General features: G+C 74.6%; 22 protein-coding genes. 16 read left to right on the top strand and 6 right to left on the bottom strand.

Going from position 1 to position 24,685, the window contains the following annotated elements; translation table 11 throughout:
- The first annotated feature begins 4 nt into the window (after positions 1–4).
- A complete protein-coding gene (locus AC07D6_RS17015) occupies positions 5–541 on the top strand; it encodes an arginine repressor (RefSeq protein ID WP_315879213.1) in 537 nt (178 codons plus the stop codon).
- A gap of 21 nt (positions 542–562) precedes the next feature.
- Here the strand turns inward: AC07D6_RS17015 and AC07D6_RS17010 are convergent, their stop codons facing one another.
- Complete coding sequence (locus AC07D6_RS17010) at positions 563–1,243, bottom strand: L,D-transpeptidase family protein (protein ID WP_315879214.1); 681 nt, start codon at positions 1,241–1,243, stop codon at positions 563–565.
- Between the two features lie 27 nt (positions 1,244–1,270).
- Positions 1,271–1,897 carry a pyridoxamine 5'-phosphate oxidase family protein gene (locus AC07D6_RS17005; RefSeq protein ID WP_315879215.1) on the bottom strand — a complete coding sequence of 209 codons (627 nt, stop codon included), beginning with the start codon at positions 1,895–1,897 and terminating at the stop codon, positions 1,271–1,273.
- Between the two features lie 105 nt (positions 1,898–2,002).
- Between AC07D6_RS17005 and AC07D6_RS17000 the strand changes: the two genes are divergently transcribed.
- The 4 genes from AC07D6_RS17000 (at position 2,003) to AC07D6_RS16985 (ending at position 7,021) form a co-directional block, all read left to right on the top strand.
- Complete coding sequence (locus AC07D6_RS17000) at positions 2,003–3,196, top strand: argininosuccinate synthase (protein WP_479045087.1); 1,194 nt, start codon at positions 2,003–2,005, stop codon at positions 3,194–3,196.
- Between the two features lie 114 nt (positions 3,197–3,310).
- Positions 3,311–4,741 carry an argininosuccinate lyase gene (argH, locus tag AC07D6_RS16995; protein WP_315879217.1) on the top strand — a complete coding sequence of 477 codons (1,431 nt, stop codon included), beginning with the start codon at positions 3,311–3,313 and terminating at the stop codon, positions 4,739–4,741.
- 190 nt (positions 4,742–4,931) lie between these two features.
- Positions 4,932–5,480 carry a TetR/AcrR family transcriptional regulator gene (locus tag AC07D6_RS16990; RefSeq protein WP_315879218.1) on the top strand — a complete coding sequence of 183 codons (549 nt, stop codon included), beginning with the start codon at positions 4,932–4,934 and terminating at the stop codon, positions 5,478–5,480.
- Positions 5,477–7,021, top strand: coding sequence for an MFS transporter (locus tag AC07D6_RS16985; RefSeq protein WP_315879219.1), 1,545 nt, complete (start codon positions 5,477–5,479; stop codon positions 7,019–7,021). The genes AC07D6_RS16990 and AC07D6_RS16985 overlap by 4 nt, the downstream gene beginning before the upstream one ends.
- Positions 7,022–7,094: 73 nt before the next feature.
- On the opposite strand, the gene AC07D6_RS16980 is transcribed toward AC07D6_RS16985, so the two are convergent.
- Positions 7,095–7,766 (bottom strand): lysophospholipid acyltransferase family protein, encoded by a 672-nt coding sequence (locus tag AC07D6_RS16980; protein ID WP_391653737.1) that lies wholly within the window; start codon positions 7,764–7,766, stop codon positions 7,095–7,097.
- 239 nt (positions 7,767–8,005) lie between these two features.
- On the opposite strand from AC07D6_RS16980, the gene AC07D6_RS16975 reads away from it, so the two are divergent.
- The 3 genes from AC07D6_RS16975 (at position 8,006) to AC07D6_RS16965 (ending at position 10,528) form a co-directional block, all read left to right on the top strand.
- On the top strand, positions 8,006–9,190 hold the full coding sequence (locus AC07D6_RS16975) for a glycerophosphodiester phosphodiesterase (RefSeq protein WP_479045082.1): 1,185 nt from the start codon (positions 8,006–8,008) through the stop codon (positions 9,188–9,190).
- A 249-nt stretch (positions 9,191–9,439) separates the two neighbouring features.
- Positions 9,440–10,006: a sigma-70 family RNA polymerase sigma factor gene (locus AC07D6_RS16970; RefSeq protein ID WP_315879221.1), complete on the top strand. Its 567-nt coding sequence runs from the start codon at positions 9,440–9,442 to the stop codon at positions 10,004–10,006.
- Positions 10,007–10,045: 39 nt separating this feature from the next.
- Positions 10,046–10,528 (top strand): GNAT family N-acetyltransferase, encoded by a 483-nt coding sequence (locus AC07D6_RS16965; RefSeq protein ID WP_315879222.1) that lies wholly within the window; start codon positions 10,046–10,048, stop codon positions 10,526–10,528.
- Here the strand turns inward: AC07D6_RS16965 and AC07D6_RS16960 are convergent.
- Both AC07D6_RS16960 and AC07D6_RS16955 read right to left on the bottom strand, forming a co-directional pair.
- Positions 10,525–10,929: a hypothetical protein gene (locus tag AC07D6_RS16960; RefSeq protein WP_315879223.1), complete on the bottom strand. Its 405-nt coding sequence runs from the start codon at positions 10,927–10,929 to the stop codon at positions 10,525–10,527. The two genes, AC07D6_RS16965 and AC07D6_RS16960, sit on opposite strands and share 4 nt — an antisense overlap.
- A gap of 1 nt (position 10,930) precedes the next feature.
- Positions 10,931–11,293 carry a hypothetical protein gene (locus tag AC07D6_RS16955; protein WP_479045079.1) on the bottom strand — a complete coding sequence of 121 codons (363 nt, stop codon included), beginning with the start codon at positions 11,291–11,293 and terminating at the stop codon, positions 10,931–10,933.
- Positions 11,294–11,840: 547 nt separating this feature from the next.
- Here AC07D6_RS16955 and AC07D6_RS16950 point away from each other — a divergent pair.
- The 8 genes from AC07D6_RS16950 to AC07D6_RS16915 all read left to right on the top strand — a co-directional run bounded on the left by AC07D6_RS16950 (position 11,841) and on the right by AC07D6_RS16915 (position 23,063).
- Positions 11,841–12,926 carry a methionine ABC transporter ATP-binding protein gene (locus tag AC07D6_RS16950; RefSeq protein ID WP_315879225.1) on the top strand — a complete coding sequence of 362 codons (1,086 nt, stop codon included), beginning with the start codon at positions 11,841–11,843 and terminating at the stop codon, positions 12,924–12,926.
- On the top strand, positions 12,923–13,594 hold the full coding sequence (locus AC07D6_RS16945) for a methionine ABC transporter permease (RefSeq protein WP_479045076.1): 672 nt from the start codon (positions 12,923–12,925) through the stop codon (positions 13,592–13,594). Before AC07D6_RS16950 ends, AC07D6_RS16945 begins: the two co-directional genes overlap by 4 nt.
- 105 nt (positions 13,595–13,699) lie before the next feature.
- Positions 13,700–14,551: a MetQ/NlpA family ABC transporter substrate-binding protein gene (locus AC07D6_RS16940; RefSeq protein WP_479045074.1), complete on the top strand. Its 852-nt coding sequence runs from the start codon at positions 13,700–13,702 to the stop codon at positions 14,549–14,551.
- Between the two features lie 85 nt (positions 14,552–14,636).
- Entirely contained in the window at positions 14,637–15,329 is a 693-nt protein-coding gene (locus AC07D6_RS16935) for a GNAT family N-acetyltransferase (RefSeq protein WP_479045071.1), read from the top strand.
- Positions 15,330–15,411: 82 nt separating this feature from the next.
- Entirely contained in the window at positions 15,412–16,629 is a 1,218-nt protein-coding gene (cbiE, locus tag AC07D6_RS16930; protein WP_479045068.1) for a precorrin-6y C5,15-methyltransferase (decarboxylating) subunit CbiE, read from the top strand.
- A 305-nt stretch (positions 16,630–16,934) separates the two neighbouring features.
- Positions 16,935–20,762, top strand: coding sequence for a nicotinate-nucleotide--dimethylbenzimidazole phosphoribosyltransferase (gene cobT / locus AC07D6_RS16925; protein WP_479045066.1), 3,828 nt, complete (start codon positions 16,935–16,937; stop codon positions 20,760–20,762).
- A 206-nt stretch (positions 20,763–20,968) separates the two neighbouring features.
- A complete protein-coding gene (cobA, locus tag AC07D6_RS16920) occupies positions 20,969–22,201 on the top strand; it encodes a uroporphyrinogen-III C-methyltransferase (RefSeq protein ID WP_315879231.1) in 1,233 nt (410 codons plus the stop codon).
- Between the two features lie 43 nt (positions 22,202–22,244).
- On the top strand, positions 22,245–23,063 hold the full coding sequence (locus AC07D6_RS16915; protein WP_315879232.1) for a TrmH family RNA methyltransferase: 819 nt from the start codon (positions 22,245–22,247) through the stop codon (positions 23,061–23,063).
- Here AC07D6_RS16915 and AC07D6_RS16910 read toward each other — a convergent pair.
- Positions 23,054–24,310, bottom strand: a complete 1,257-nt coding sequence (locus tag AC07D6_RS16910) for a serine/threonine-protein kinase (protein ID WP_479045062.1) — start codon at positions 24,308–24,310, stop codon at positions 23,054–23,056. The two genes, AC07D6_RS16915 and AC07D6_RS16910, sit on opposite strands and share 10 nt — an antisense overlap.
- Positions 24,311–24,685 lie beyond the last annotated feature (375 nt).

Below are 24,685 nucleotides of genomic sequence, written 5' to 3'. Positions count from 1 at the left end.
AGCGATGAGCGAGGCGCAGGACAACGGCCACGGCGGCCCATCCGTACCGCAGACCCGTACGGCGCGGCACCGCAGGATCGTGGACATCCTCAACCGGCAGCCGGTGCGCTCGCAGAGCCAACTGGCCAAGCTCCTCGCGGACGACGGACTGAGCGTCACCCAGGCGACGCTCAGCCGCGACCTCGACGAGCTGGGCGCGGTGAAGATCCGCAACACGGGCGGCGAGCTGATCTACGCCGTGCCGAGCGAGGGCGGCTTCCGCACGCCCCAGGCGCCGCTGGGCGAGTCCGCCAAGGAGGAGCGCATGCGGCGCCTCTCCGGCGAACTCCTCATCTCCGCCGAGGCGTCCGCCAACCTGGTCGTCCTGCGCACGCCGCCCGGGGCGGCCCAGTTCCTCGCCTCGGCCATCGACCAGGCGGAGCTCCACGCCATCCTCGGCACCATCGCGGGCGACGACACGCTGCTGCTCATCTCCCGCGACCCGGCCGGCGGGCAGGCCCTCGCCGACCACCTGCTGCGCCTGGCACAGAAGGAGCGCTGAGGGCCGCCGCCCGCGCGGCGCTCAGGCGCCCGCCCATCCGATCGCGATGCGCGGGCGCGCGTCCGGGCGGATCCACCGCAGGATGCGCTCCATCGCCTCCTCGGGCACCGACACGCACCCGGCGGTCGCGCCCTTCCCGTTCGCGTGGAGGAAGATCCCGGCGCCCCGGCCCCGCACCGGGCGGTGGTAGTTGTAGGCGATCACCAGGGCGTGGGCGTACTGCACGGGGTACGCGGCCAGGCGCTCGGCCTCCGTCGCCCGGCAGTCCGCCGGCAGGGGCTCCACCCAGCGGTTGTACGAGCGGGACGCGTTGTCCTGGCACCACCACGACGCCCGCGTCACCCGCCGGTACGGGTGGGCGGTGCCGGCCGGAGCGGGCTCGACGCCGAACGCGAACGGCAGCGCGTACACCCCGGTCGGCGTCGTCGACGTGTTCTGGCGCCGCCGCTCGCCCGGCACCAGCCCGCCCGCCCCGAACCGGGCCGGGGCCGTCCCCACGCGCACCCAGCCCCGGCCGCCGCGCCGCTCCCACCAGGCGACCGTCCCGGACGTGGCGCGCGCGGAGGGCGCCTCGGCGGTGATCAACTGGCTGCCGGACCCGCCGCCGGGCGGCGGCGCGTGCGGTCGCGGGGCGTCGGCCCGGGCGGGGGAGTGGGCGGGCAGCAGGAGCAGGGCGGCGGCGAGGACGAGACCGGGGCGCATGCCCCGACCGTACGGCGGCCCCGCCCGTCAGCGCGCTCCCGGCACGCCCGTCCGGGGCGTTCCCGGCGCCTCCGTCCGGGGCGGCAGGGGCAGCGGGAGGGCCGGCAGCCCGTCGAGGCTCTGCCCGACGTGCTCCTTCTTCGCGCAGTACGCGGCGAACTCCTCGTCCGTCTTCCGGGCGAAGTACTCGGCGTGCTGGGTGCGCTCCTCCCGGTAGTCCATGAACGGCACCGCGAAGCCGCACGAGTCGCTGATGCGCCGCGCCCGCACGACGACGATCGCCCGCGCCGAGGGCCCGTCCGCGCCCTCGAAGTACCCGATGTACTCGCCCCAGCGCGGGTCGTCCCGGAAGACGGCCTCCCCGTCCCCGTGCACCCGCAGCACCTTCGGCGGACCGCTGAACGCGCACCACATCAGGGTGATCCGCCCGTTGCCCGGCTCGCGCAGGTGGGCGACGGTCTCGGCGGTGCTGCCGCCGAAGTCGAGGTACGCCAGGGTCTGCTCGTCGATCACGGCGAGGGTGCCCTTGCGGCCCTTGGGGGAGACGTTGACGTGCCCGTCGCCCGCCAGCGGGGCGGTGGCGGTGAAGAAGACGGGCTGCTCCTCGATGAACGTCCGTATCCGGCCTTCGATGGCCGCGTAGCTCTGTCCCATGAGGGGATTGTCGCCGACGCCGGGCCGCGCGGAGCCGCGTTGACAAAACATACAGAGCTCTGCATAGTTATACCCATCGTTGGATGCACCGCTAAGGAGAAACCCGTGACCGAGCGCGTCGTACTCGCCTACTCGGGCGGCCTTGACACCTCCGTCGCCATCGGTTGGATCGCCGAGGAGACGGGTGCCGAGGTCATCGCCGTCGCCGTGGACGTCGGCCAGGGCGGCGAGGACCTGGACGTGATCCGCAAGCGCGCGCTCGCCTGCGGTGCGGTCGAAGCCGAGGTCGCGGACGCCAAGGACGAGTTCGCCGACGAGTACTGCCTGCCGGCCATCAAGGCGAACGCCCTCTACATGGACCGCTACCCGCTGGTCTCGGCGCTCTCCCGGCCGGCGATCGTCAAGCACCTCGTCGCCGCCGCGAAGAAGCACGGCGCCTCCGTCGTCGCCCACGGCTGCACGGGCAAGGGCAACGACCAGGTCCGCTTCGAGGCCGGCATCGCCGCGCTCGGCCCCGACCTGAAGTGCATCGCCCCGGTCCGCGACTACGCGATGACCCGCGACAAGGCCATCGCCTTCGCGGAGAAGGCCGACCTGCCGATCGCCACCACCAAGAAGTCCCCGTACTCCATCGACCAGAACGTCTTCGGCCGGGCCATCGAGACCGGCTTCCTGGAGGACATCTGGAACGCGCCGATCGAGGACATCTACGACTACACCTCCAACCCGGCCGAGCCGCGCGAGGCCGACGAGGTCGTCATCACCTTCAAGGAGGGCGTGCCGGTCGCCGTGGACGGCAAGCCCGTCACGGTCCTCCAGGCCATCCAGCAGCTCAACGAGCGGGCGGGCGCCCAGGGCGTCGGCCGGATCGACATGGTCGAGGACCGACTCGTCGGCATCAAGTCCCGCGAGGTGTACGAGGCCCCCGGCGCGATCGCGCTGATCACCGCCCACCAGGAGCTGGAGAACGTCACCGTCGAGCGCGAGCTGGCCCGGTACAAGCGGCAGGTCGAGCAGCGCTGGGGCGAGCTGGTCTACGACGGCCTGTGGTTCTCCCCGCTGAAGCGGGCCCTGGACGGCTTCATCGACGAGGCCAACCAGCACGTCACCGGCGACGTCCGGATGACCCTGCACGGCGGCCGGGCGGTCGTCACGGGCCGGCGGTCCGAGGAGTCGCTGTACGACTTCAACCTCGCCACGTACGACACGGGCGACACGTTCGACCAGTCGAAGGCGCAGGGCTTCATCGACATCTTCAGCCTGTCGGCGAAGATCGCCGCCAAGCGCGACCTGGCCTGATCGCGGCTCGTTCGCCAACGCACCGGTACCACCCGTGTCCGCCTCCCCGCCTCCTTCGCGCAGGGAGGCGGACGCGCATCCGCACCACCGATCCCTCCCGAGGAGTTCCACGCAGTGAGCAGCAACAACGGTGACGTCCGGCTCTGGGGCGGCCGGTTCGCCGACGGCCCGGCCGAGGCGCTGGCGAAACTCTCCGCCTCCGTCCACTTCGACTGGCGGCTCGCCCCCTACGACATCGCCGGGTCCCGCGCCCACGCGCGGGTGCTGCACAAGGCGGGACTCCTCACCGAGGACGAGCTGACCCGCATGCTGGCCGGGCTCGACCTGCTGGAGCGGGACGTGGCGTCCGGCGCCTTCACCGGGACCGTCGCGGACGAGGACGTCCACACCGCCCTGGAGCGCGGCCTGCTGGAGCGGCTCGGCCCCGAGCTGGGCGGCAAGCTGCGCGCCGGCCGGTCGCGCAACGACCAGGTGGCCACGCTGTTCCGGATGTACCTGCGCGACCACGCCCGGATCATCGGCGGCCTCCTCGCGGACCTCCAGGACGCCCTCGTGGGCCTCGCCGAGGCACACCCGGACGTCGCGATGCCGGGCCGCACCCACCTCCAGCACGCCCAGCCGGTCCTCTTCGCCCACCACGTGCTCGCGCACGTACAGGCCCTGTCGCGGGACGCGGAGCGGCTGCGCCAGTGGGACAAGCGCACGGCCGTCTCGCCGTACGGCTCCGGCGCGCTCGCCGGGTCGTCCCTCGGGCTCGACCCGGAGGCGGTCGCCCGCGACCTGGGCTTCGAGAACGGCAGCGCGGGCAACTCGATCGACGGCACGGCGTCGCGGGACTTCGTCGCGGAGTTCGCGTTCATCACGGCGATGATCGGGGTGAACCTGTCGCGGATCGCGGAGGAGGTCATCCTCTGGAACACGAAGGAGTTCTCCTTCGTCACCCTCCACGACGCCTTCTCGACCGGCTCGTCGATCATGCCGCAGAAGAAGAACCCGGACATCGCGGAGCTGGCGCGCGGCAAGTCGGGCCGCCTCATCGGCAACCTGACCGGCCTGCTGGCCACGCTGAAGGCGCTGCCCCTCGCCTACAACCGGGACCTCCAGGAGGACAAGGAGCCGGTCTTTGACTCCTGCGACCAGTTGGAGGTGCTGCTGCCCGCGTTCACCGGCATGATGGCCACCCTCACGGTGAACCGGGCGCGCATGGAGGAACTGGCCCCGGCCGGGTTCTCCCTCGCGACGGACATCGCGGAGTGGCTGGTCAAGCAGGGGGTGCCGTTCCGGGTGGCGCACGAGGTCGCGGGCGAGTGCGTGAAGGTCGCCGAGTCGGAGGGCAAGGAGCTGGACGACCTCACGGACGAGCAGTTCGCGAAGATCTCCGAGCACCTGACGCCCGAGGTCCGCACAGTCCTCAACGTCCCCGGCGCCCTGGCCTCCCGCGACGGCCGCGGCGGCACGGCCCCCGCGGCGGTGGCGACCCAGCTGGCCGAGCTGAAGGCCGACCTGGTCATCCAGCACGCCTGGGCGGAGGCCAAGAAGAGGTAGCCGACGCCGGAGCGGCGCTCCCGCTCCCCCCGCCCGCGGCCGAGGCCGCGACGTCCGGAAGGCCCCGCGAGGGGCCTTCGGTGCGTTCCGGGCGGGGCGCGGGGGACGCCGCGACGGCCCGGACCTCCATAGGTGAGCCAATCATTCTTCATATGAGACATTTTTGTCTCATGGGGGTTATGGTTGTCTCATGAGTGTGGATCGTGACCAGGTACTCCGCGCGGCCGCCGCGCTGCTCTCGCGGAAGTCGACCGCCACCATGGACGAGGTCGCCCGGGCCGCCGGGATCGGGCGCGCGACGCTGCACCGGCACTTCGCCGGACGGGAAGCGCTGGTCAGGGCGCTGGAGGAACTGGGGATCCGGGAGTTCGAGGCAGCCCTCGACGCCGCCCGGCTCGACGACGGCACCGCCGAGGAGGCCCTGCGGCGGCTGGTCGCCGGGGTGGAGCCGGTCGCCGGTCTGCTCTCCTTCCTCGTCACCGAGAACCAACTCTTCGAAGGCGAGGTCAACGAGGGCTGGTCCCGGTTGGACGCCCGCGTCTCCGCGCTGTTCCGGCGCGGTCAGGAACGGGGCGAGTTCCGGTTCGACCTGACCCCCGCCTGGCTGACGGAGGCGCTCTACGGCCTCGTCGGCACCTGCGCCTGGGCCGTCCAGGACGGACGGGTCGCGGGCAAGGACTTCCAGTACATGATCGTCGAGTTGCTGCTCGGCGGAGCGCGCAGGAGCGTGGAGAAATGACCCCGTCCCCACAGGTGGCGCAGGACACGGAGACCGTCCGCCGGCCGGGCCGCTGGGTGGCGCTCGCCGTCCTGGCCCTGGCCGTCCTCCTGGTCGCCGTCGACGCCACGGTGCTCGGCCTGGCCACGCCGTACCTGAGCGAGGACCTCGGGCCGTCCGGCACCCAGCTCCTCTGGATCGGCGACGTCTACTCCTTCGTCATCGCCGGACTCCTCGTCTCCATGGGCAGCCTCGGCGACCGCATCGGGCGCAAGAAGCTGCTCCTCACCGGCGCGACCGCGTTCGGCGCGGTCTCCGTCCTCAACGCGTACGCCACCACCCCCGAGATGATGATCGCCGCGCGCGCCCTGCTCGGCGTCGCGGGCGCGACCCTCATGCCGTCCACGCTCGCCCTGATCCGCAACCTCTTCCACGACCCGCGCGAGCGCAGCCTCGCCATCGGGATCTGGGGCGCGATGGCCTCGGCCGGCGCCGCGGTCGGCCCGGTCGTCGGCGGCTTCCTGCTGGAGCACTACTGGTGGGGGTCGGTCTTCCTGATCAACCTGCCCGTGATGGCCGTCCTCGTCGTCGTCGGCGTTCGGCTCATCCCCGAGTCGAAGAACCCGGCGCCGGGCCCCTGGGACCTGCCGAGCGTCGCCCTGTCCCTCCTCGGCATGATCGGCGTCGTCTACGCGATCAAGGAGGCCGCCGCGCACGGCGCCCGCCCGGACGTGTTCGCCGCGGCGGCCGTCGGCGCCGCCGCGCTCGTCTGGTTCGTGCGCCGCCAGCTCACGCTCCCGGCGCCGCTGCTCGACATGCGGCTGTTCCAGCACCGGGGCTTCTCGGGCGCGGTCCTCGCGGACCTGCTGACCATCCTCGGACTGGCGGGGCTGATCTTCTTCCTCTCCCAGTTCCTGCAACTGGTCCAGGGCCGCAGCCCCCTGGAGGCCGGCCTCGCCGAACTGCCCGCCGCGCTGGGCGCGGTCGGCGCGGGGCTCCTCGCGGGCACCGCCGCCCGGCGGTTCTCCGTCCGGTCCGTCGTCTCCTGCGGGCTCGCCGGGGTCGGCCTGGCCCTGGCGGCGCTGACCGTGCTGGAACCCACCACCGGCTACCCCGTGCTGGGCGCCTCCCTGCTCGTGGTCGGCCTCGGCGCGGGCCTGGCGTTCACCGTCACCGCCGACGTCATCCTGTCGAGCGTCCCCAAGGAGCAGGCGGGCGCGGCCTCCGCGGTCTCCGAGACGGCGTACGAACTGGGCGCGGCGCTCGGCATCGCCCTGCTCGGCTCCATCGTGACCGGCGTCTACCGGGACTACGCCACGCCCCCGGGCGTCCCCGCCGACGTGGCCGCCGCCGCGCACGAATCGCTGGGCGGCGCCGTCGAGGCGGCGTCGGTGCTGCCGGAACGTTCCGCCGAAGCGCTGGTCACGGCCGCGCAGTACGCGTTCGTGGACGGCCTGCGCAGCGCGGCGGCCGTTGGCGCGGCCGTCCTCCTCGCGACGGCCGCCGCGGCCTGGCTGCTGCTGCGCGGCCAGCGGCTGGAGGGCGGCGCCGAACACCCGTGAGGCGCGCACGCGGCTGGGGGCCGCACCCCGGGAGCGGGGTGCGGCCCCCAGCCGCGTGCCGTGGGACGGGCCGTCAGGCCGCCTTCGCCTTGGTGGCGTACATGTCCACGTACTCCTGCCCCGACAGCCGCATGACCTCCGCCATCACGGAGTCCGTCACCGCCCGCAGCACGTACCGGTCGCGGTCCATGCCCTCGTAGCGGGAGAACTCCATCGGCTCGCCGAACCGCACCGTCACCCGGCCCGGCCGGGGCAGCCCCGAGCCGCCCGGCTGCAGCTTGTCCGTGCCGATCAGCGCGAACGGCACCACCGGCGCGCCCGTCATCAGCGTCAGCCGCGCGATGCCCGTACGGCCCCGGTACAGCCGGCCGTCGGGGGAGCGCGTGCCCTCCGGGTAGATGCCGAAGACCCTGCCCTCCTCCAGCACGCGGCGGCCCGTGTGCAGGGCGGCCACGGCGGCGCCCGCGCCGTCCCGGTCCACGGGGATCATGCCGACCCCCGTGAAGAACCACGCCATGAGGCGGCCCTTCAGGCCCTTGCCGGTGACGTACTCGTCCTTGCCGATGAAGAACACCTGGCGGTCCACGACCAGCGGCAGGATCATGGAGTCGATGAAGGTGAGGTGGTTGCCCGCCAGGATGACCGGCCCGGACCCGGGGATCCTCTCGGCGCCCTCCACCCGTAGGCGGAACATCAGCCGCAGGACCGAGCCGAGCACTGCCTTGATGAACGCGAAGCGGGACAACGAGTCCTCCGGTGTCGTGGGCGGTCGCGGTCCTGTACGGCCGACGAGAACCGTGCAGGTGAGGACGATACTCGCCGGTCACGCCCCGTCGCACACCGGGTTCACCGGGTCGACACGCCGTGTTGATCCGCGTTCTCCCCGCGTTCGTCCGGGGTCTGCCGCGCGTAACGCGGGGGCGCCTACGATCGGCCGCGCCCGACAGGCCGAAGACCGATGAGACGTTCAGTGGAGGAGCCCCCATGACTCAGGGTGCGCGCAGGAGTCCCGCCCGCCGGACCGTACTGGGAGCCGCGGCGCTCACCACCGCGGCCGCCGCCGTGTCCGCCGGCGCGCCGGCCGCCGCGGCGGCCCCGGGCACCGGAGCGCCGGCCGCCGGGGGCGCGGCGGGGGCCCGCGGCGGCGCCCGCCGCGGCCTGCCCGTCCCCGCGGTCATCGCCCACCGCGGCGCCAGCGGCCACCGCCCCGAGCACACCCTCGGCTCCTACCAGCTCGCCCTCGACATGGGCGCCCACGTCATCGAGCAGGACCTGGTGCCCACCCGCGACGGGCACCTGGTGTGCCGTCACGAGAACGACATCAGCGGCACCACGGACGTCGCCGACCACCCCGAGTTCGCCTCCCGCCGCACCACCAAGACGGTCGACGGGCAGTCCCTCACCGGCTGGTTCACCGAGGACTTCACGCTCGCCGAGCTGAAGACGCTGCGCGCCAAGGAGCGGATCCCCGGCACCCGCCCGCACAACACGCTGTACGACGGCCGCTGGACCGTCCCCAGCTTCGAGGAGGTGCTCCGCTGGGCCGAGAAGGAGGGCCGCCGCCGCGGGCACCCGGTGTGGCTGCACGTCGAGACCAAGCACCCCACGTACTTCCGCAAGCTCGGCCTCGGCCTGGAGGAGCGCCTCGCCGTACTGCTCCGCCGCTACGGTCGCCACCGCGCCGACTCGCCCACGTTCCTGCAGTCCTTCGAGCCGACCAGCATGCGGCGGATGGCGGGGCTCGTCGCCACGCCGCGCGTCGTCCTGCTGTGGACGCCCGACGACCGCCCCTACGACTTCGTCGACGCCGGTGACCCGCGCACCGTCGCGGACCTGGTGACGCCGCGCGGCCTCGACTGGATCGCCTCGTACGCCCAGGGCATCGGCCCCCTCCTCGACCTGGTGGTCCCCAAGGGTCCCGACGGCCGGCTCGGCGAGCCGACCGCCCTCGTCCGCGACGCGCACGCCCGCGGCCTGGTCGTCCACCCGTACACGCTGCGCAACGAGAACGCCTTCCTGCCCGCCGACTTCCGGCGCGGCACGGACCCGAACGCGTACGGCGACGTCTTCGGCGCGTACCGGGCGTACTTCGCCACCGGCATCGACGGCATCTTCACCGACCAGCCCGACACGGGCCTGCTCGCCGCCGCCGACCACCGCGACCGCTGACCGCCGCCGGCCGTCGCCGTCCACCACCGGGCACCGCGACCACCGGCCGTCGTGTCCACCCGCCCGTCGGGACCGCCGGCCACCGCCGGCCACCGGCCGTCCCGCTCGCCGGCCCCGCCGCCCGCCGAGACCCCGCGCGCCCCGCGGGGTCTCGGCGGGCCGTCATCCGCGCGCCCCCGCGGCCACCCCGTCGGGCGAATCCCCGCCCGTACGGCAACCGCCCCCGCCCCGCCGCGAGTCGTGCCCGGCATGACGCCCCGTGAACCCGCCCCGCCCGCACCGGCCGTCCCCGAACCGTTCGGCGCGCTCGCCCCGCTCCTGACCGCCGAGTCCGACGCCGAGGCCGCCGCGTCGGGCGTCGACCCCCGCGACCTCCAGCAGGCCGTCTGGCTGAGGCTCCTCGAACACCTCGACGGGCCGGGCGTCCCCGCCCGCCCCGCCGACTGGCTGCGCCGCGCCGTACGGGAGGAGGCCCGCCGCGCCCGCCGCACGGCCGTCCGGGAGCTTCCGTACGACGACGATCCCGCCCCCGACACCCGCTCCGGCCCCGGGCCCGGTCCCGCGCCCGAGTGGGCCGCCGTGCAGGCCGAGCGCCGCCGCGCGCTGCGTGCCGCCGTCCGCCGGACACCGGTCCGATGTCAACGACTGCTGACTGCGATGTTGTCGCCGGACGACCTCACCTACCAGGAAATCGCAGGCAAGTTGGGTATCTCACAGGGTAGTTTGGGACCGATGCGTTCCCGCTGCCTGGGATGTCTGCGCAGAATGCTGGCGGCAGGGGTTGCCGCTCCCGCCCATCGGGGAAGGGTGCGGTAGACCGACAGGGCGTATCAGGTGAGCCGGAGGCGTGCACACATGGGCATGAGCGTGACCATCTCAGCGGCAAGCGCGCAGGATGCCGAACAGATCCTCAAGCTGCAGTACCTCTGCTACCAGAGCGAGGCCGAACTCTACGGCGACTACACGATCGAGCCGCTCACCCAGCCGCTGGACGACCTGAAGGCCGAACTGGAGCGCGGCCACGCCCTCGTCGCCCGCCTCGGCGACGAGGTCGTCGCCTCCGTGCGCGGCGAGGTCGACGAGACGGGCACGGCCCGCATCGGCAAGCTCATCGTCCACCCCCGGCTGCGCGGGCACGGCCTCGGCGGCCGCCTCCTCGACGCCATCGAGGAGCACTTCGCCCGGGACGCGAAGGCCGCCGCCAAGCGCTTCCGGCTGTTCACCGGCCAGCGCAGCGAGGGCAACCTGCGGCTCTACCGCAGGAAGGGGTACGAGGCGGTGGCCACCGAACAGGTCGGCCCCCGTCTCACCCTCGTCACCCTGGAGAAGGCCGCCTAGACGGCCGGGGCGACCCGGCGGGCGCGGCGCAGCCACAGGATCCCGGTCACGGGCAGCAGGACCGGGATGAACACGTAGCCGTAGCCGAACTCTGACCAGACCGTGGAGTCGGGGAAGGCCGCCGGGTCGAGCACCGTCCACGTCCCGACGGTGAGCACGCCCACGAGCTCGGCGGCGCAGCACACGAGCGCCGCCCTGCGGGCCGTCTCGCCGCCGCGCACCAGCGTGTACGTGATGAAGACGTACACGACCGCCGCCGCGGCCGACAGCGAGTACGCCAGCGGCGCCCGGTCGAACTCGGTGGCGATCTGGTACGCGGAGCGCGACACCGCGCCGACCGACATCACCCCGTACAGCCACACCAGCAGCATGCCGGGTCCCTTGACCAGCCGATCGGCCATCTCAGCCCTCCCACCAGATGTCGTGGAGGCGTACCTCCAACACGGCCAGGACCACCGCGCCGGCCGCGACCGTCGCCGATCCCCACCGGCTCCGCTCGACCAGCGACATGAACCCCGCCGCGGGCACCGCGAACAGCGCCCCCAGCAGGTACGCCACGAAGATCGCCGTGCCTTCGTCGGCCTCGCCGCCCCGCGCGAGCCGCACCACGCCGACCACCAACTGGGCCAGGGCGAGCGCGGTCACCACGGCCATGCCGATGAAGTGCCAGTCCTTCGTCGACTGGTCCCGGTACGCGGCGAAGCCGCACCACGCGGCGAGGGCCAGCGCGGCGAGGGACACCGCGAGTGTCAGGGCGTTGAACATGCGCCGAGACTATTACGGACGAAAACCCCCGCCGAGGCCGCCCCCGCCCCGCGTGGCCTTGGCCACAACCGCTTCCGCGCCCCACCGGCCGCCCCCTCGCCCGTGCCCCGGTACGCCGGCGCGTTTCCGCAGGCCGGTCCCGTGCGGCCGGCGCGGCCCGCGCACCGGGCCCGCGCCGCCCCGTCCACATCCCGCCGCCCTCGTGTCCGCTATGCGGACACCCCCGCTCGCCCCGTGGCCCGGTCTGCTTTACTGGGCGCCATGACCACGACGAGCATCCGCACCCTTGCGACTGAGGCGATGGCGACGCCCGGTGCTCGTTGTATGTGTCGAATGTGCGCCTCCTAGAGGGCCCCTGACGAGCCTCGCGCCCCGAAGCGAGACCCGATGGCAACCAGTCGGCCGCGTCCGCGTGTACGAACCGCGGACCGCGCGCCCGCCCCGCGCACACGCCTCCCACCGGCAGCCGTGCCGCGCGACGCAATGACGAATGCCCCGTGCCCGGCGCGGACACCGCACCGTGCACTCGACAGTGACGGATAACCCTGTGATCACCACCAAGGGCCTGACCAAGGTCTACGAGTCGCGCGGCCGCCAGGTCACCGCCCTGGACGGCGTCGACCTGCACGTCCGCGAAGGCGAGGTGTTCGGCGTCGTCGGCCAGAGCGGCGCCGGCAAGTCCTCCCTCATCCGCTGCGTCAACCTCCTGGAGCGCCCCACCTCCGGCACCGTGACGGTCGACGGCACCGACCTCACCGCCCTCGCCGGCCGTGGCCGGCGGGCGGGCAAGGAGCTGCGCCGCGCCCGCAGTCGCATCGGCATGGTCTTCCAGCACTTCAACCTGCTGTCCTCGCGCACCGTCCAGGACAACGTCGAGCTGCCCCTGGAGATCCTCGGCGTCTCCGGCGCCGAGCGCGCCCGCCGCGCCCTCGACCTCCTCGACCTCGTCGGCCTCGCCGACAAGGCCAAGGCGTACCCCGGCCAGCTCTCCGGCGGCCAGAAGCAGCGCGTCGGCATCGCCCGCGCCCTGGCCGGCAACCCCAAGGTGCTCCTCTCCGACGAGGCCACCAGCGCCCTCGACCCGGAGACCACCCGCTCCATCCTCCAGCTGCTGCGCGACCTGAACCGGCAGCTCGGCCTGACCGTCCTCCTCATCACCCACGAGATGGACGTCGTGAAGACCGTCTGCGACTCCGCCGCGCTGATGAAGAAGGGCCGCGTCGTCGAGTCCGGCACCGTCGCCGAGCTCCTCGCCACCCCCGGCTCCGAGCTCGCCGGCGAGCTGTTCCCAGTCAGCGGCCACGCCACCGGCCCCGACCGGACCGTCATCGACGTGACCTTCCACGGCGAGGCCGCGACCCGGCCGGTCGTCTCCCAACTGGCCCGCACCTACAACATCGACATATCGATCCTCGGTGCCGCCATGGACACCGTCGGCGGGAAGCAGATCGGCCGCATGCGCATCGAACTCCCCGGCCGCTACGAGGAGAACGTCGTCCCCGTCGGCTTCCTGCGCGAACAGGGCCTCCAGGTCGACGTCGTCGACGACGCCGCCCCGGCCCCCGCCGCCGACGCCACCACCGCCCCCGGCACCGCCTCGCCGTCGCCGCTCGCCAAGGAGGCCGCCAAGTGACCTGGTCGGAGATGCAGCCCCTGCTCACCCAGGGCACCGTCGACACCCTCTACATGGTCCTGTGGGCCACCGTCGTCTCCGTGCTCGGCGGGCTCCCCCTCGGCCTCCTCCTCGTCCTCACCGACAAGGGCGGGCTGCTGCAGAACACGGCCGTCAACAAGGTCGTCGGCGTCGTCGTGAACATCGGCCGCTCACTGCCGTTCATCATCCTGCTGATCGCGCTGATCCCGTTCACCAAGCTCGTCGTCGGCACCTTCATCGGCCCGACCGCGATGATCGTCCCCCTCGCCATCGGCGCCATTCCGTTCTTCGCGCGCCTCGTCGAGACCGCCGTCCGCGAGGTCGACCACGGCCTCGTCGAAGCCGTCCAGTCCATGGGCGGCTCCATCCCCACGATCATCCGCAAGGTGCTCCTGCCGCAGGCCCTGCCGTCCCTGGTCTCCTCCGTCACCACCACCGTGATCGTCCTCATCGGCTACTCGGCCATGGCCGGCGCGGTCGGCGGCGAGGGACTCGGCTCCAAGGCCATCACCTACGGCTACCAGCGGTTCGACACCACGTTCATGCTCGTCACCGTGGTGATCCTGATCGTGGTCGTCTCCGTCGTCCAGCTCGTCGGCGACGGCGTCGTACGGCTCCTCGCCCGCCGCGGCCGCACCGCGTCCTGACCGGGCGCCCCACCAGACCCCGCGCGGCCCGCACCGCCCCGCGACCGAAGAACGAGCCCGCACTCCTTGTCCGGGCCTCCCACCCACCAGAAAGAGGCACTCTTCGTGCACAACCAGATCAGGACCCTCGCCGCCTTCACCGGCATCACCGCCCTCGCCGTCGGCCTCACCGCCTGCGGCACCGCCTCCGACCCGGCCTCCTCCGGCTCCGGCGACGACGCGTCCAAGCCGCTCGTCGTCGCCGCGTCCCCCACGCCGCACGCCGACATCCTCACGTACGTCAAGGACAACCTCGCCGAGAAGGCCGGCCTCAAGCTGGAGGTCAAGGAGTTCACCGACTACGTCCTGCCCAACACCGCCACGCAGGACGGCCAGGTCGACGCCAACTACTTCCAGCACAAGCCGTACCTGGACGACTTCAACAAGAAGAACAAGACCACCATCGTCCCCGTGGTCGACGTCCACCTGGAGCCGCTCGGCCTCTACTCCCAGAAGCTGAAGACGCTCAAGGACATCAAGCCCGGCCAGACCGTCGCCGTCCCCAACGACACGACCAACGAGGGCCGCGCCCTCAAGCTCCTCGCAGACAACGGCCTGATCTCCCTCAAGGCCGGGGTCGGCGCCGGCGCCAAGCTCTCCGACATCACCGACAAGAAGGGCCTGGAGTTCAAGGAGCTGGAGGCCGCCACCATCCCGCGCGCCCTGAGCGACGTCGACGCCGCCGTCATCAACGGCAACTACGCCATCGAGGCCAAGCTCACCCCCGCCGAGGACGCCCTCGCCCTGGAGAAGGCCGAGGGCAACCCGTACGCCAACTTCCTCGCCGTCAAGGACGGCAACGAGGACGACCCGCGGGTGACGAAGCTCGCCGAGCTGCTCAACTCGCCCGAGGTCAAGAAGTACATCGAGGACACCTACAAGGGCTCCGTGGTCCCCGCCTTCGGTGCCGCGAAGTAACGACGGCCCCGCCAAGGGCCCCGCACACCACCCGGTGCGCGGGGCCCTTCCCGTCCCGCCATGCACGGCGACCTGCTCATGCTGCATGCTGTGCGTTCACGGCCTTCACCAACAGTCCCCGGCCACCGGCATGGAGTTGCGCATGACTACCACCTTTCCGGACGTCTCCATCAGCACGGAACGGTTGGTGCTGCGCCCCTACGACGACACGGACATCCCCGCCCACACGGAGATGATGAACGACGAACTCGTCGTCGCCTGGACCTCCGCGCCCCACCCCTACACCACGGCCCACGCCGAGGAGTGGGTCCACAGGACCGCCCCCGCCGAACGCGCCGGCGGCCACGGACTCGCCCTCGCCGTCACCGAGTTCCTCACCCAGCGCCTCGTCGGCGCCGTCCGCCTCCACCACACCGACTGGCGCACCCGCTCCGCCGAGATCTCCTACATCACCGCCCCCTGGGCCCGCGGCGAGGGCTACGCCACCGAATCCGTCCTGGCCGTCGCCCGCTGGCTCTTCCACGAGCAGGGCTTCGAACGCCTCGAACTGCGCACCGCCGCCGGCAACACCGCCTCCCAGCAGGTCGCCCAGAAGATCGGCTGCCTCAGCGAGGGCGTCCTGCGCAACGCCTGGATAGCCCGCGCCCAGACGGAGGACGGAACCTGGGCCGAGACCCGGACCGACCTGATCGTCTGGAGCCTGCTCCCCGAGGACCTCGAAGGCGCCGACGACCCCTACGCCGACGCCGACCCCTCCCCGTACCCCGACTGGAACTGACCCCGCCACCCGCCGGGACACCCCCCTTCCCGGTACGCTCACACAGCCGACCTGCACCGACACCCCCAGGGAGACAGCGAAGATGGCCGACCGGGTCACGGTGATCGGATGGGACGGCTCCCCCCTCACCGCTGCCGCGCGGTCCGCCCTCTCGGCCGCCACCCTCGTCGCCGGGGCCGCCCACCACCTCGCGCTCCCGGAGGTCCCCGAGCGGGCCGAGCGGATCCGCCTCGGCAGCGTCGACCTCGCCGCCCGCCGCATCGCCGGACACCGCGGCACGGCCGTCGTCCTCGCCGACGGCGACCCCGGCTTCTTCGGCGTCGTCCGCGCCCTCCGAGACCCCCGGCACGGCCTGGAGGTCGAGGTCGTCCCCGCCGTCTCCTCCGTCGCCGCCGCCTTCGCCCGCGCCGGCATGCCCTGGGACGACGCCCGCGTCGTCGTCGCCCACACCCGCACGCTGCGCCGCGCCGTCAACGTCTGCCGCGCCCACCCCAAGGTGGCCGTCCTCACCTCCCCGGGCGCCGGACCCGCCGAACTCGCCCTCATGCTCGACGGCGTCCACCGCACCTTCGTCGTCTGCGAGGCCCTGGGCACCGAGGGCGAACAGGTCACCGTCCTCACCTCCGACAAGGCGGCCGACCTCACCTGGCGCGACCCCAACGTCGTCATCGCCATCGGCGGTTCCGTCCCCGCCCCCGCCGCGGGCGGCTGGCTCCTGGGCCCCGACCCCGGCCCGGTACGCGGCTGGGGCCTGGCCCCCGGGGCGTACGACGACGGGCCCGTCCCCGGCACGCCGGGCACCGGCGAGGCGCCCGCCCTGCGCGCCGCCCAGCTCGCCCGCCTCGGCCCCCGCGTCGGCGACCTCGTCTGGGACGTCGGCACCGGATCCGGGGCCTTCGCCGCCGAGGCCGCCCGGTTCGGCGCCGCCGTCATCGCCGTCGACGCCGACCCGGCCGCCTGCGCCCGCGCCGAGGCCGCCGCCCGCCGCTTCGGCGTCCAGCTCCAGGCCGTCGCCGGCCGCGCCCCCTCCGTACTGGAACGCCTGCCCGAGCCCGACGTCGTGCGCGTCGGCGGCGGGGGAGCGGAGGTCGTCGCCGCGTGCGCCGACCGCCGCCCCGAGCGGATCGTCACGCACGCCGGCACCCGCGACGAGGCCGAGGCCGTCGGCGCGGCCCTCGCCGCCGGCGGCTACACCGTCGAGTGCGTCCTCCTCCAGTCCGTCGACCTCGACCCCACCACCTGGTCCGAACGCGACCGCTCGGTGGCCTTCCTCGTCGCCGGGCGCAGACCCGCCCCGTGATCCCGTCGCCACGGGCGGCCGGGTAGGCTGGCCGACCGTTCCACCACAGCCGGGTGTTCGGCGTTTCGTTCGCCCGTACCCGTCAGGAGGCGCCCCCTCGGGGGTGCCGCGTGGGAGAGCACGACCGGGGGGACGCGCGACGTGGCGCAGTCCACAGCCGACCGTGGCGGAAGCCTCCGCCACGGGGCCCGAACGCGGCGAGAATGCTGGATGTCCGCACGCTGTTCGTGCCGCGCGGAGCGCACGCTCGTTCTCCATGGCGGGCGGAAGTCTGAAGGAGCACAACCGATGGGCGAGGGGTACGCATGACTGACACCGGCCAGGTCCCGGGCGAGGGGCAGCCGGAGCACGCAGGCATGGTGGAGCAGCCGGGCATGCCCGTCCCGGACGCGTACACCTTCCTCGACCCCTCCGCTGCCGACGACGACGATCTGCTCCTGATGCCGGGCGCCCAGGGCGCCTGGACGGAGCCGCAGCCCGGTGTCGCCCCGGCCCCGCCCGTCACCGTGCCGATGCCCCAGACGCCGCCCGCCGAGCACACCGCGTACGACCCGCCCGCCGCCCCGGAGGCCGCCGCTCCCGCGTACGAGCATCCCTACCAGGAGGCGGGCGCCCAGGGCTCCGGGACCGACGGCCACGGCGCCGTGCACGCCCCGCACCCCGCCCAGGCCCCGGCCCCCGCGCAGGCGCCGCAGCAGGCCCCGCGGCGGCCGCTGCACATGGGCCCGCCCATGCCCGACACGGGCGGCGTCGTACGCTCGCTCGCCGACCGCGGCCCCGCCCCCGTGCCGCCCGCCCCCGCGCCGGTCCAGAGCCCGCCGGCTCCCGGCCCCGAGCACCTGGACGCGCCCGGCCCCGCGGCGCGGGACGCGCAGCCGTGGGCGCAGCGGCCCGCCGCAGCAGAAACGGTCGCTCCGGAGGCGCCGGGCGGGTTCGTCCCGGGGGAGGGCGCGGCCCCGTACCCCGACCCGGCGCAGCACCCGGTGCCGTCCCCCCGCCACGCCGCGACGCCCCAGCAGCCCCACGAGCCGCACGCCCCGGCGTGGACGACCCCCGCCCACGGCGTCCCGGCGGCGGCCCAGCCGCTGCCCATTCCCGCCCAGATCCAGGCCGAGCAGGCGACGGGCGCCCCGGAGCCGGTCCAGGACCCGGCCGGGGACCCCGGGGTGCCCGCCCCCTCCCCGGAGCAGGCTGCCGTGCCCGAGCACGGCGCCCCGGCCCAGGAGGTGGCCGTGCCCGCCGCCGTACCGGCCGAGCAGCCCGCCGACCCCCTGGCGCCGGAGGCCGCGCCCGCCCCCGAGCCGGTACCGGCCGCCGCCCCGCCGGCGCCCGCCGAGGCGGCGGTCGCGCCGGCGCCCCCGGTGGAGGCGCCCCTGGTGGAGGAGCCCCCGGTGGAGGCGCCCGCGGAGGACCCGGTCGCACCCGCCGGAGCGGTGGCGCCCGAGCAGGTGGCCGTCGACTCCGCGTCCGCCCCGGTGGCCGTCGACCCAGCCGCGCCGGTGCCCGCCGATCCGGCCGCGCAGCCGCCTGCCGAGCCGGTGGCCGTCGCCGCCGCGCCCGCCGAGGAGCCGCCCGCCACTCCTGCCGCCGCGCCCGTCGAGGAGCCGCCCGCCACTCCTGCCGCCGCGCCCGTCGAGGAGCCGCCCGCCGCCCCTGTGACCGCCGAGGCCGTGACCGCCGGGATCGCCGACGTCGAGACCGCTTCGGCGCCCGCCGAGGCGGTGCCCGCGGCCCCGGTGGCCGACGTGGTGCCCGCCGAGGAGGCTCCGGAAGCGGCCGTGCCGTCGGCGGAGGCGCCCGTCGCGGACGCGCCCGCCCAGGACCCGGTGGCCGCCGGTACGCCCGAGGGCGTGCCCGCCGCGCCGGTCGCCGTCGTCGCTCCGTCCGCCGGGGAGGCGCCCGCCGAACCCGTGGCCGAAGCGGTGCCCGCCGCCCCGGCGCCCGCCCCCGAGGCGGCTCCGACCGCCGGGGACACGCTCGAAGAGGCCTCCGCCGAGACGGTGCCCACAGAGACGGCCTCCGCCGAGACGGTGCCCACGGAGACGGCCTCCGCCGAGACGGCTCCCGCCGACGCGCCGACCGCCCCGGTGTCGGCCGCGGAGGAAGCTCCGGCCGAGGCCGCCCCCGCGGAGCCGGCCCCCACCCAGGCCCCCACCGACGCGGCCCCCACCCAGGCCCCCGCCGACGCGGCCCTCACCCAGGCCCCCGCCGACGCGGCCCTCACCCAGGCGCCCGCTGCCGAAGGCACGCCCGTCGACGCGCCGACCGCCGAGGCGGCCCCGACTCCCGTCGCGCCGTCCACCGGGGCAGCCGCCCCGGCCGCCCCGGCGGACGGGGCCGCCCGGGAGGACCGGGCCGACGACGCCGAAGCCCCCGAGGCCGCGGACGCGGCCCCCGCCGGCCCCCCCGCCCCCGGCTACGCCGACGACGAGCGGGAGGCGATCTTGCGGGTCATGCGGGAGCGCCGGGACATCCGCAACGGGTTCCGCAGCGACCCGATCCCGCACGAGGTCCTGCTGCGCGTCCTGGAGGCCGCCCACACGGCGCCGTCCGTGGGGCACTCCCAGCCGTGGGACTTCGTCGTCATCCGCTCCGCCGAGACGCGCCGCACGATGCACGAACTCGCCCAGCGCCAGCGCGAGGCGTACGCCAAGTCGCTGCCCAAGGGCCGGGCGAAGCAGTTCAAGGAACTGAAGATCGAGGCCATCCTCGACACCCCGGTGAACATCGTCGTCACCGCCGACCCGACCCGCGGCGGCCGCCACACCCTCGGCCGCCACACGCAGCCGCAGATGGCCCCGTACTCCTCCGCGCTCGCGGTGGAGAACCTGTGGCTCGCCGCCCGCGCCGAGGGCCTCGGCGTCGGCTGGGTCAGCTTCTTCGACGAGCGCGAGATGGTCCGCGCCCTCGGCCTGCCCGAGCACCTCGAAGTCGTCGCGTACCTGTGCGTCGGCTACGTCGACGAGTTCCCCGAGGAACCGGAGCTGATGCAGGCGGGCTGGTCGAAGAGGCGCCCCCTGTCGTGGGTCGTCCACGAGGAGACGTACGGCCGCCGCGCCCTGCCCGGCGAGGAGCCGCACGACCTGCTCCAGGAGACCGTCGCCAACATCCGCCCGCTGGACGCCAAGGCGCTCGGCGAGGCGTGGGAGCGGCAGAAGCGCATGACGAAGCCGGCCGGCGCGCTCGGCATGCTGGAGATCATCTCCGCGCAGCTGTGCGGCCTGTCCCGGACCTGCCCGCCGCCCATCCCCGAGCCCGCCGCCGTGGCGATCTTCGCCGGGGACCACGGGGTGCACGCCCAGGGCGTCACGGCCTGGCCGCAGGAGGTCACGGCGCAGATGGTCGCCAACTTCCTCGGCGGCGGCGCCGTCTGCAACGCCTTCGCCCACCAGGTCGGCGCCGAGGTGTGCGTCGTCGACGTCGGCGTCGCCGCCGACCTCCCCGCCACCCCGGGCCTGCTGCCCCGCAAGGTCCGTGCCGGCACCGCGGACTTCACCACCGGCCCCGCCCTCACCCGCGACGAGGTCCTCGCCGCGATCGAGGTCGGCATCGAGACCGCCCGCGACCTCGTCGCCGCCGGCAACAAGGCGATCCTCACCGGTGAGATGGGCATCGCCAACACCACCGCGTCCGCCGCGCTGATCTCCGTCTACACGGACGCCGACCCGGCCGAGGTCACCGGCCGCGGCACGGGCATCAACGACGAGATGCACGCCCGGAAGGTCGACGTCGTCCGCCGCGCCCTCGACCTCCACCAGCCGGACCCGGCCGACCCGATCGGCGTGCTCGGCGCGGTCGGCGGCCTGGAGCACGCCGCGATGGTCGGCTTCATCCTCGGCGGGGCGTCGCTCCGTACGCCCGTCGTCCTCGACGGCGTCAGCGCGGGCGCGGCAGCCCTCGTGGCCCGCGCCGTCGCGCCCGAGTCGCTCGCCGCGTGCATCGCCGGCCACCGCAGCGCCGAGCCCGGCCACATGGCGGCACTGGGCAAGCTGGGCCTGCGCCCGCTCGTCGACCTGGACCTCCGCCTCGGCGAGGGCACCGGCGCCCTGCTGGCCCTGCCGCTGGTCCAGAGCGCGGCCCGCGCGATGCACGAGGTGGCGACGTTCGACTCGGCGGGCGTCACCGAGAAGTAGCGGCGCGCCGGGCGCGTCCCCGCCCCCCACGGCCGGCCCGTCACCCCGACGGACCGGCCGCGGCGTGACGGCCGTGACGCGCCCGGCCCCGAACGCCCCCGTCCCCGCCCCGTATCGTGGTCGCCAGCGCACCCCCGTCTCACCAGCCACTTCACCGTCGCAGTGGCCCCACACCCCGTACCACCCGCCGAGGAGACCACACCGCCATGGTCGAAAACGCCGAGCAGCCCGCCTACCCCGTCGGACTCCGCCTCTCCGGGCGCCGTGTCGTCGTCGTCGGCGGCGGCCAGGTGGCCCAGCGCCGGCTCCCGGCGCTCATCGCCGCGGGCGCCGACGTCACCCTCGTCTCGCCGTCCGCCACGGCGTCCGTGGAGGCCATGGCCGAGGCCGGCGAGATCCGCTGGGAGCGCCGCCGGTACGAGGACGGGGACCTCGCCGACGCCTGGTACGCGCTCGTCGCGACCACCGACCCGGAGGCCAACGCCCGCGTGTCCGCCGAGGCCGAGCGGACCAGGACCTGGTGCGTGCGCTCGGACGACGCCGGGGCCGCCACCGCCTGGACCCCGGCGACCGGTCGGATCGAGGGCGTCACCGTCGCCGTCCTCACCGGCAACGACCCGCGCCGCTCGGCCGCCGTGCGCGACGCGATCGTCGAGGGCCTGCGCGACGGCACCCTCGCCGCGCCCCAGCACCGCTCCCGCGCCCCGTTCGTCGCCCTCGTCGGCGGCGGCCCCGGCGACCCGGACCTCATCACCGTGCGCGGCCGCCGGCTCCTCGCCGAGGCGGACGTGGTGATCGCCGACCGGCTGGGCCCGCGCGACCTGCTCGACGAGCTGCCCCCGCACGTCGAGGTGATCGACGCGGCGAAGATCCCCTACGGCCGGTTCATGGCCCAGGAGGCCATCAACAACGCCCTGATCGAGCACGCCAAGCAGGGCAGGTCGGTGGTCCGCCTCAAGGGCGGCGACCCGTTCGTCTTCGGCCGCGGCATGGAGGAGGCACAGGCGCTGGCCGAGGCGGGCATCCCCTGCACGGTCGTCCCCGGCATCTCCAGCTCGATCTCCGTCCCCGGCGCCGCCGGCATCCCGGTCACCCACCGCGGCGTCGCCCACGAGTTCACCGTGGTCAGCGGCCACGTCGCCCCGGACGACCCGCGCTCCCTCGTCGACTGGGCGTCCCTGGCGAAGCTGCGCGGCACGCTGGTGATCCTCATGGGCGTCGACAAGATCGGCAAGATCGCGGAGGCGCTGATCGCCCACGGCAAGGACCCGGCCACGCCCCTCGCCCTCGTCCAGGAGGGCACGACCGCGACGCAGCGTCGCGTGGACGCGACGCTGTCCACGGTCGCGGAGCGGGTACGGGCCGAGGACGTCCGCCCGCCCGCCGTCATCGTGATCGGCGACGTGGTCCGCGAAGCCCCGGACAAGCACCGGCGCTGAACCCCGCCCCCCGTCCGCACCCCCGACAAGGCAGCACCTCCCCGTGGCAGAACTCCTCACCGTCGACGACCCCGACGACCCGCGCCTGTACGACTACACGGGCCTCACCGACGTGGAGCTGCGCCGCCGCCGCGAACCGGAGGAGGGCCTGTTCGTCGCCGAGGGCGAGAAGGTCATCCGCCGCGCCCTCCGCGCCGGGTACGGGATGCGGTCGATGCTGCTCTCCGCGAAGTGGGTCGACACGATGCGGGACGTCATCGACGAGGTCCCCGCGCCGGTGTACGTGGTGGACCCGGACCTCGCCGAACGGGTCACCGGCTACCACGTCCACCGCGGCGCGCTGGCCTCCATGCGCCGTGAGCCGCTGCCCGCGGCCCGGGACCTGCTCGCGACGGCCCGCCGCGTGGCCGTCATGGAGTCCGTCAACGACCACACCAACATCGGCGCCATCTTCCGCAGCGCCGCGGCCCTCGGCATGGACGCGGTCCTGCTCTCCCCGGACTGCGCGGACCCGCTGTACCGGCGGTCGGTGAAGGTGTCGATGGGCGCGGTCTTCTCCGTCCCGTACGCCCGCCTCGACAGCTGGCCGCACGACCTGGACGCCGTACGCGAGGCGGGCTTCCGGCTGCTGGCGCTGACACCGGACGAGAAGGCGACCGCCCTCGACGAGGCGGCCCCGCACCGTCTGGAGCGGGTGGCGCTGATGCTGGGCGCCGAGGGTGACGGCCTGTCGGCGCGGGCACTGCGCGCGGCCGACGCGTGGGTGCGCATCCCGATGGCGCACGGCGTCGACTCGCTGAACGTGGGCGCCGCGGCGGCCGTCGCGTTCTACGCCGTGACGGCGGGCCGCCCTCAGCCCTGAAGGGCCTGCGCCCCGGCGATGCCGAGCAGCACGATCAGCGTCACGACGACGAACACGAACAGCCGCTGACGCAGCAGCCGCGGGTTGGCGGGCCGCCGCAGACCCGACGAGGTCCCCGGGGCCGCCCCGGCCCGGCGCGGCCCCGTACGCGGCCCGGTCCGGGCGCCCAGCTGCGAGGGGTGCCGCTGGGCCCGCGCCCCGCCCGCCCTGGACGGCACCGGCTGCGGCCCCCGGGACCGTGGCGCGGGGGTGCGCTGCGCCCGTCCCTGCGTGGTCCGCTCGGTGTACCGCTCCGTGGGGCGCAGCGGCACACGACCGGCCCTCCGGCCGCTCGTGCCCCGGTCGGCGCGCTCCAGCCGCTCCGCCCGCTCCGGGCGCGGCACGACGGGCCGCGCCTCCACCGGCGGGGCCATCGTGCCGAGCCCCTGCGCCTCCCGCGCGGCGATCTCCTTCAGCCGCAGCGACAGCTGCAGCGTGCTCGGCCGCTCCTCGGGCTCCTTCGCGAGGCACGCCCGCACCAGCGGGGCCAGCGCGTCGGGGACGCCCTGCAACTGGGGCTCCTCGTGGACGACGCGGTACAGCATCACCTCGGAGCTCCCGTGCCCGAACGGCGAGTCGCCCATCGCCGCGTACGCCAGGGTCGCGCCGAGCGCGAAGACGTCCGTCGCGGGGGTGACGGCCGCGCCGCGCACCTGCTCGGGCGCGAGGAAGCCGGGGGAGCCCACCGCCGTGCCGACGTGGGTGAGGGTGGACGCGCCGGTCGCCCAGGCGATGCCGAAGTCGATGATCCGCGGTCCCTTCGGGGACAGCAGGATGTTCGACGGCTTCAGGTCCCGGTGCACGACCCCCGCCTCGTGGACGGCGACCAGGCCCTCCGACAGGGCGGCGCCGATCGCGGCCACGTCGGCCGCGGGCAGCGGCCCCTCTTCGGCGATCTTGTCGTGGAGCGAGGGCCCCGGTACGTACTGCGTGGCGAACCAGGGGCGCTCGGCCTCCAGGTCGGCCGCCACGAGCCGGGCCGTGCAGCCGCCGCGGATCCGCCGCGCGGCGGACACCTCGCGCGCGAAGCGCGATCGGAACTCCTGGTCCTCGGCGAGATCCGGCCGGATCACCTTCAGCGCCACCCGCTGCCCGCGCCGGTCGGAACCGAGGTAGACGACCCCCATCCCGCCCGCGCCGAGCCGCCGGTGCAGCCTGAACGAGCCGACGACACGCGGGTCCTCGCGCCGGAGCCGCATCATCGCCATGTCCGTCCCCTACCTGCCGTGGGGAGCTCCCCACCCCGCCGTCGCGGTCCTTCTGACGTCGCCCAGCTTACGTACCCGGACCCGGGTGTGCTCATAGGCCGCGCCCTCACTCCGCGATCGTTTCCCGGTCGCGCGGCCGGTACCTGAGTCCGCCTCAGCGGCCACCGCCGCCAAGGCCGTCGGTCCCCTGGACGATCAAGCTCCTTTACCGGCAGGAGGATTGGCGCCGCGGCCCGGGACGCGCCGCCGGGACCCGGCCGTACGCCGCCGGACGGGGCCGCGGGGGAGGGGCGAGGGCCCGCCGGGACGCGGGGCGGGGACGTGAGCGATGTCACCCGGACGCCGCGGGGCGCACTCCGTGCGCCCCGCGCCCCC

It is taken from the genome of Streptomyces sp. NPDC045287, from assembly GCF_056432325.1.
This window is presented reverse-complemented; position numbering and strand designations above follow the sequence as displayed.

Coding starts and splice junctions, on each gene's coding strand:
- AC07D6_RS17015 (WP_315879213.1), top strand. CDS start 5: ATGAGCGAGGCGCAGGACAACGGCCACGGCGGCCCATCCGTACCGCAG.
- AC07D6_RS17010 (WP_315879214.1), bottom strand. CDS start 1,243: ATGCGCCCCGGTCTCGTCCTCGCCGCCGCCCTGCTCCTGCTGCCCGCC.
- AC07D6_RS17005 (WP_315879215.1), bottom strand. CDS start 1,897: ATGGGACAGAGCTACGCGGCCATCGAAGGCCGGATACGGACGTTCATC.
- AC07D6_RS16990 (WP_315879218.1), top strand. CDS start 4,932: ATGAGTGTGGATCGTGACCAGGTACTCCGCGCGGCCGCCGCGCTGCTC.
- AC07D6_RS16985 (WP_315879219.1), top strand. CDS start 5,477: ATGACCCCGTCCCCACAGGTGGCGCAGGACACGGAGACCGTCCGCCGG.
- AC07D6_RS16975 (WP_479045082.1), top strand. CDS start 8,006: ATGACTCAGGGTGCGCGCAGGAGTCCCGCCCGCCGGACCGTACTGGGA.
- AC07D6_RS16970 (WP_315879221.1), top strand. CDS start 9,440: ATGACGCCCCGTGAACCCGCCCCGCCCGCACCGGCCGTCCCCGAACCG.
- AC07D6_RS16965 (WP_315879222.1), top strand. CDS start 10,046: ATGGGCATGAGCGTGACCATCTCAGCGGCAAGCGCGCAGGATGCCGAA.
- AC07D6_RS16960 (WP_315879223.1), bottom strand. CDS start 10,929: ATGGCCGATCGGCTGGTCAAGGGACCCGGCATGCTGCTGGTGTGGCTG.
- AC07D6_RS16955 (WP_479045079.1), bottom strand. CDS start 11,293: ATGTTCAACGCCCTGACACTCGCGGTGTCCCTCGCCGCGCTGGCCCTC.
- AC07D6_RS16935 (WP_479045071.1), top strand. CDS start 14,637: ATGCTGTGCGTTCACGGCCTTCACCAACAGTCCCCGGCCACCGGCATG.
- cbiE (WP_479045068.1), top strand. CDS start 15,412: ATGGCCGACCGGGTCACGGTGATCGGATGGGACGGCTCCCCCCTCACC.
- cobT (WP_479045066.1), top strand. CDS start 16,935: ATGACTGACACCGGCCAGGTCCCGGGCGAGGGGCAGCCGGAGCACGCA.
- cobA (WP_315879231.1), top strand. CDS start 20,969: ATGGTCGAAAACGCCGAGCAGCCCGCCTACCCCGTCGGACTCCGCCTC.
- AC07D6_RS16910 (WP_479045062.1), bottom strand. CDS start 24,310: ATGGCGATGATGCGGCTCCGGCGCGAGGACCCGCGTGTCGTCGGCTCG.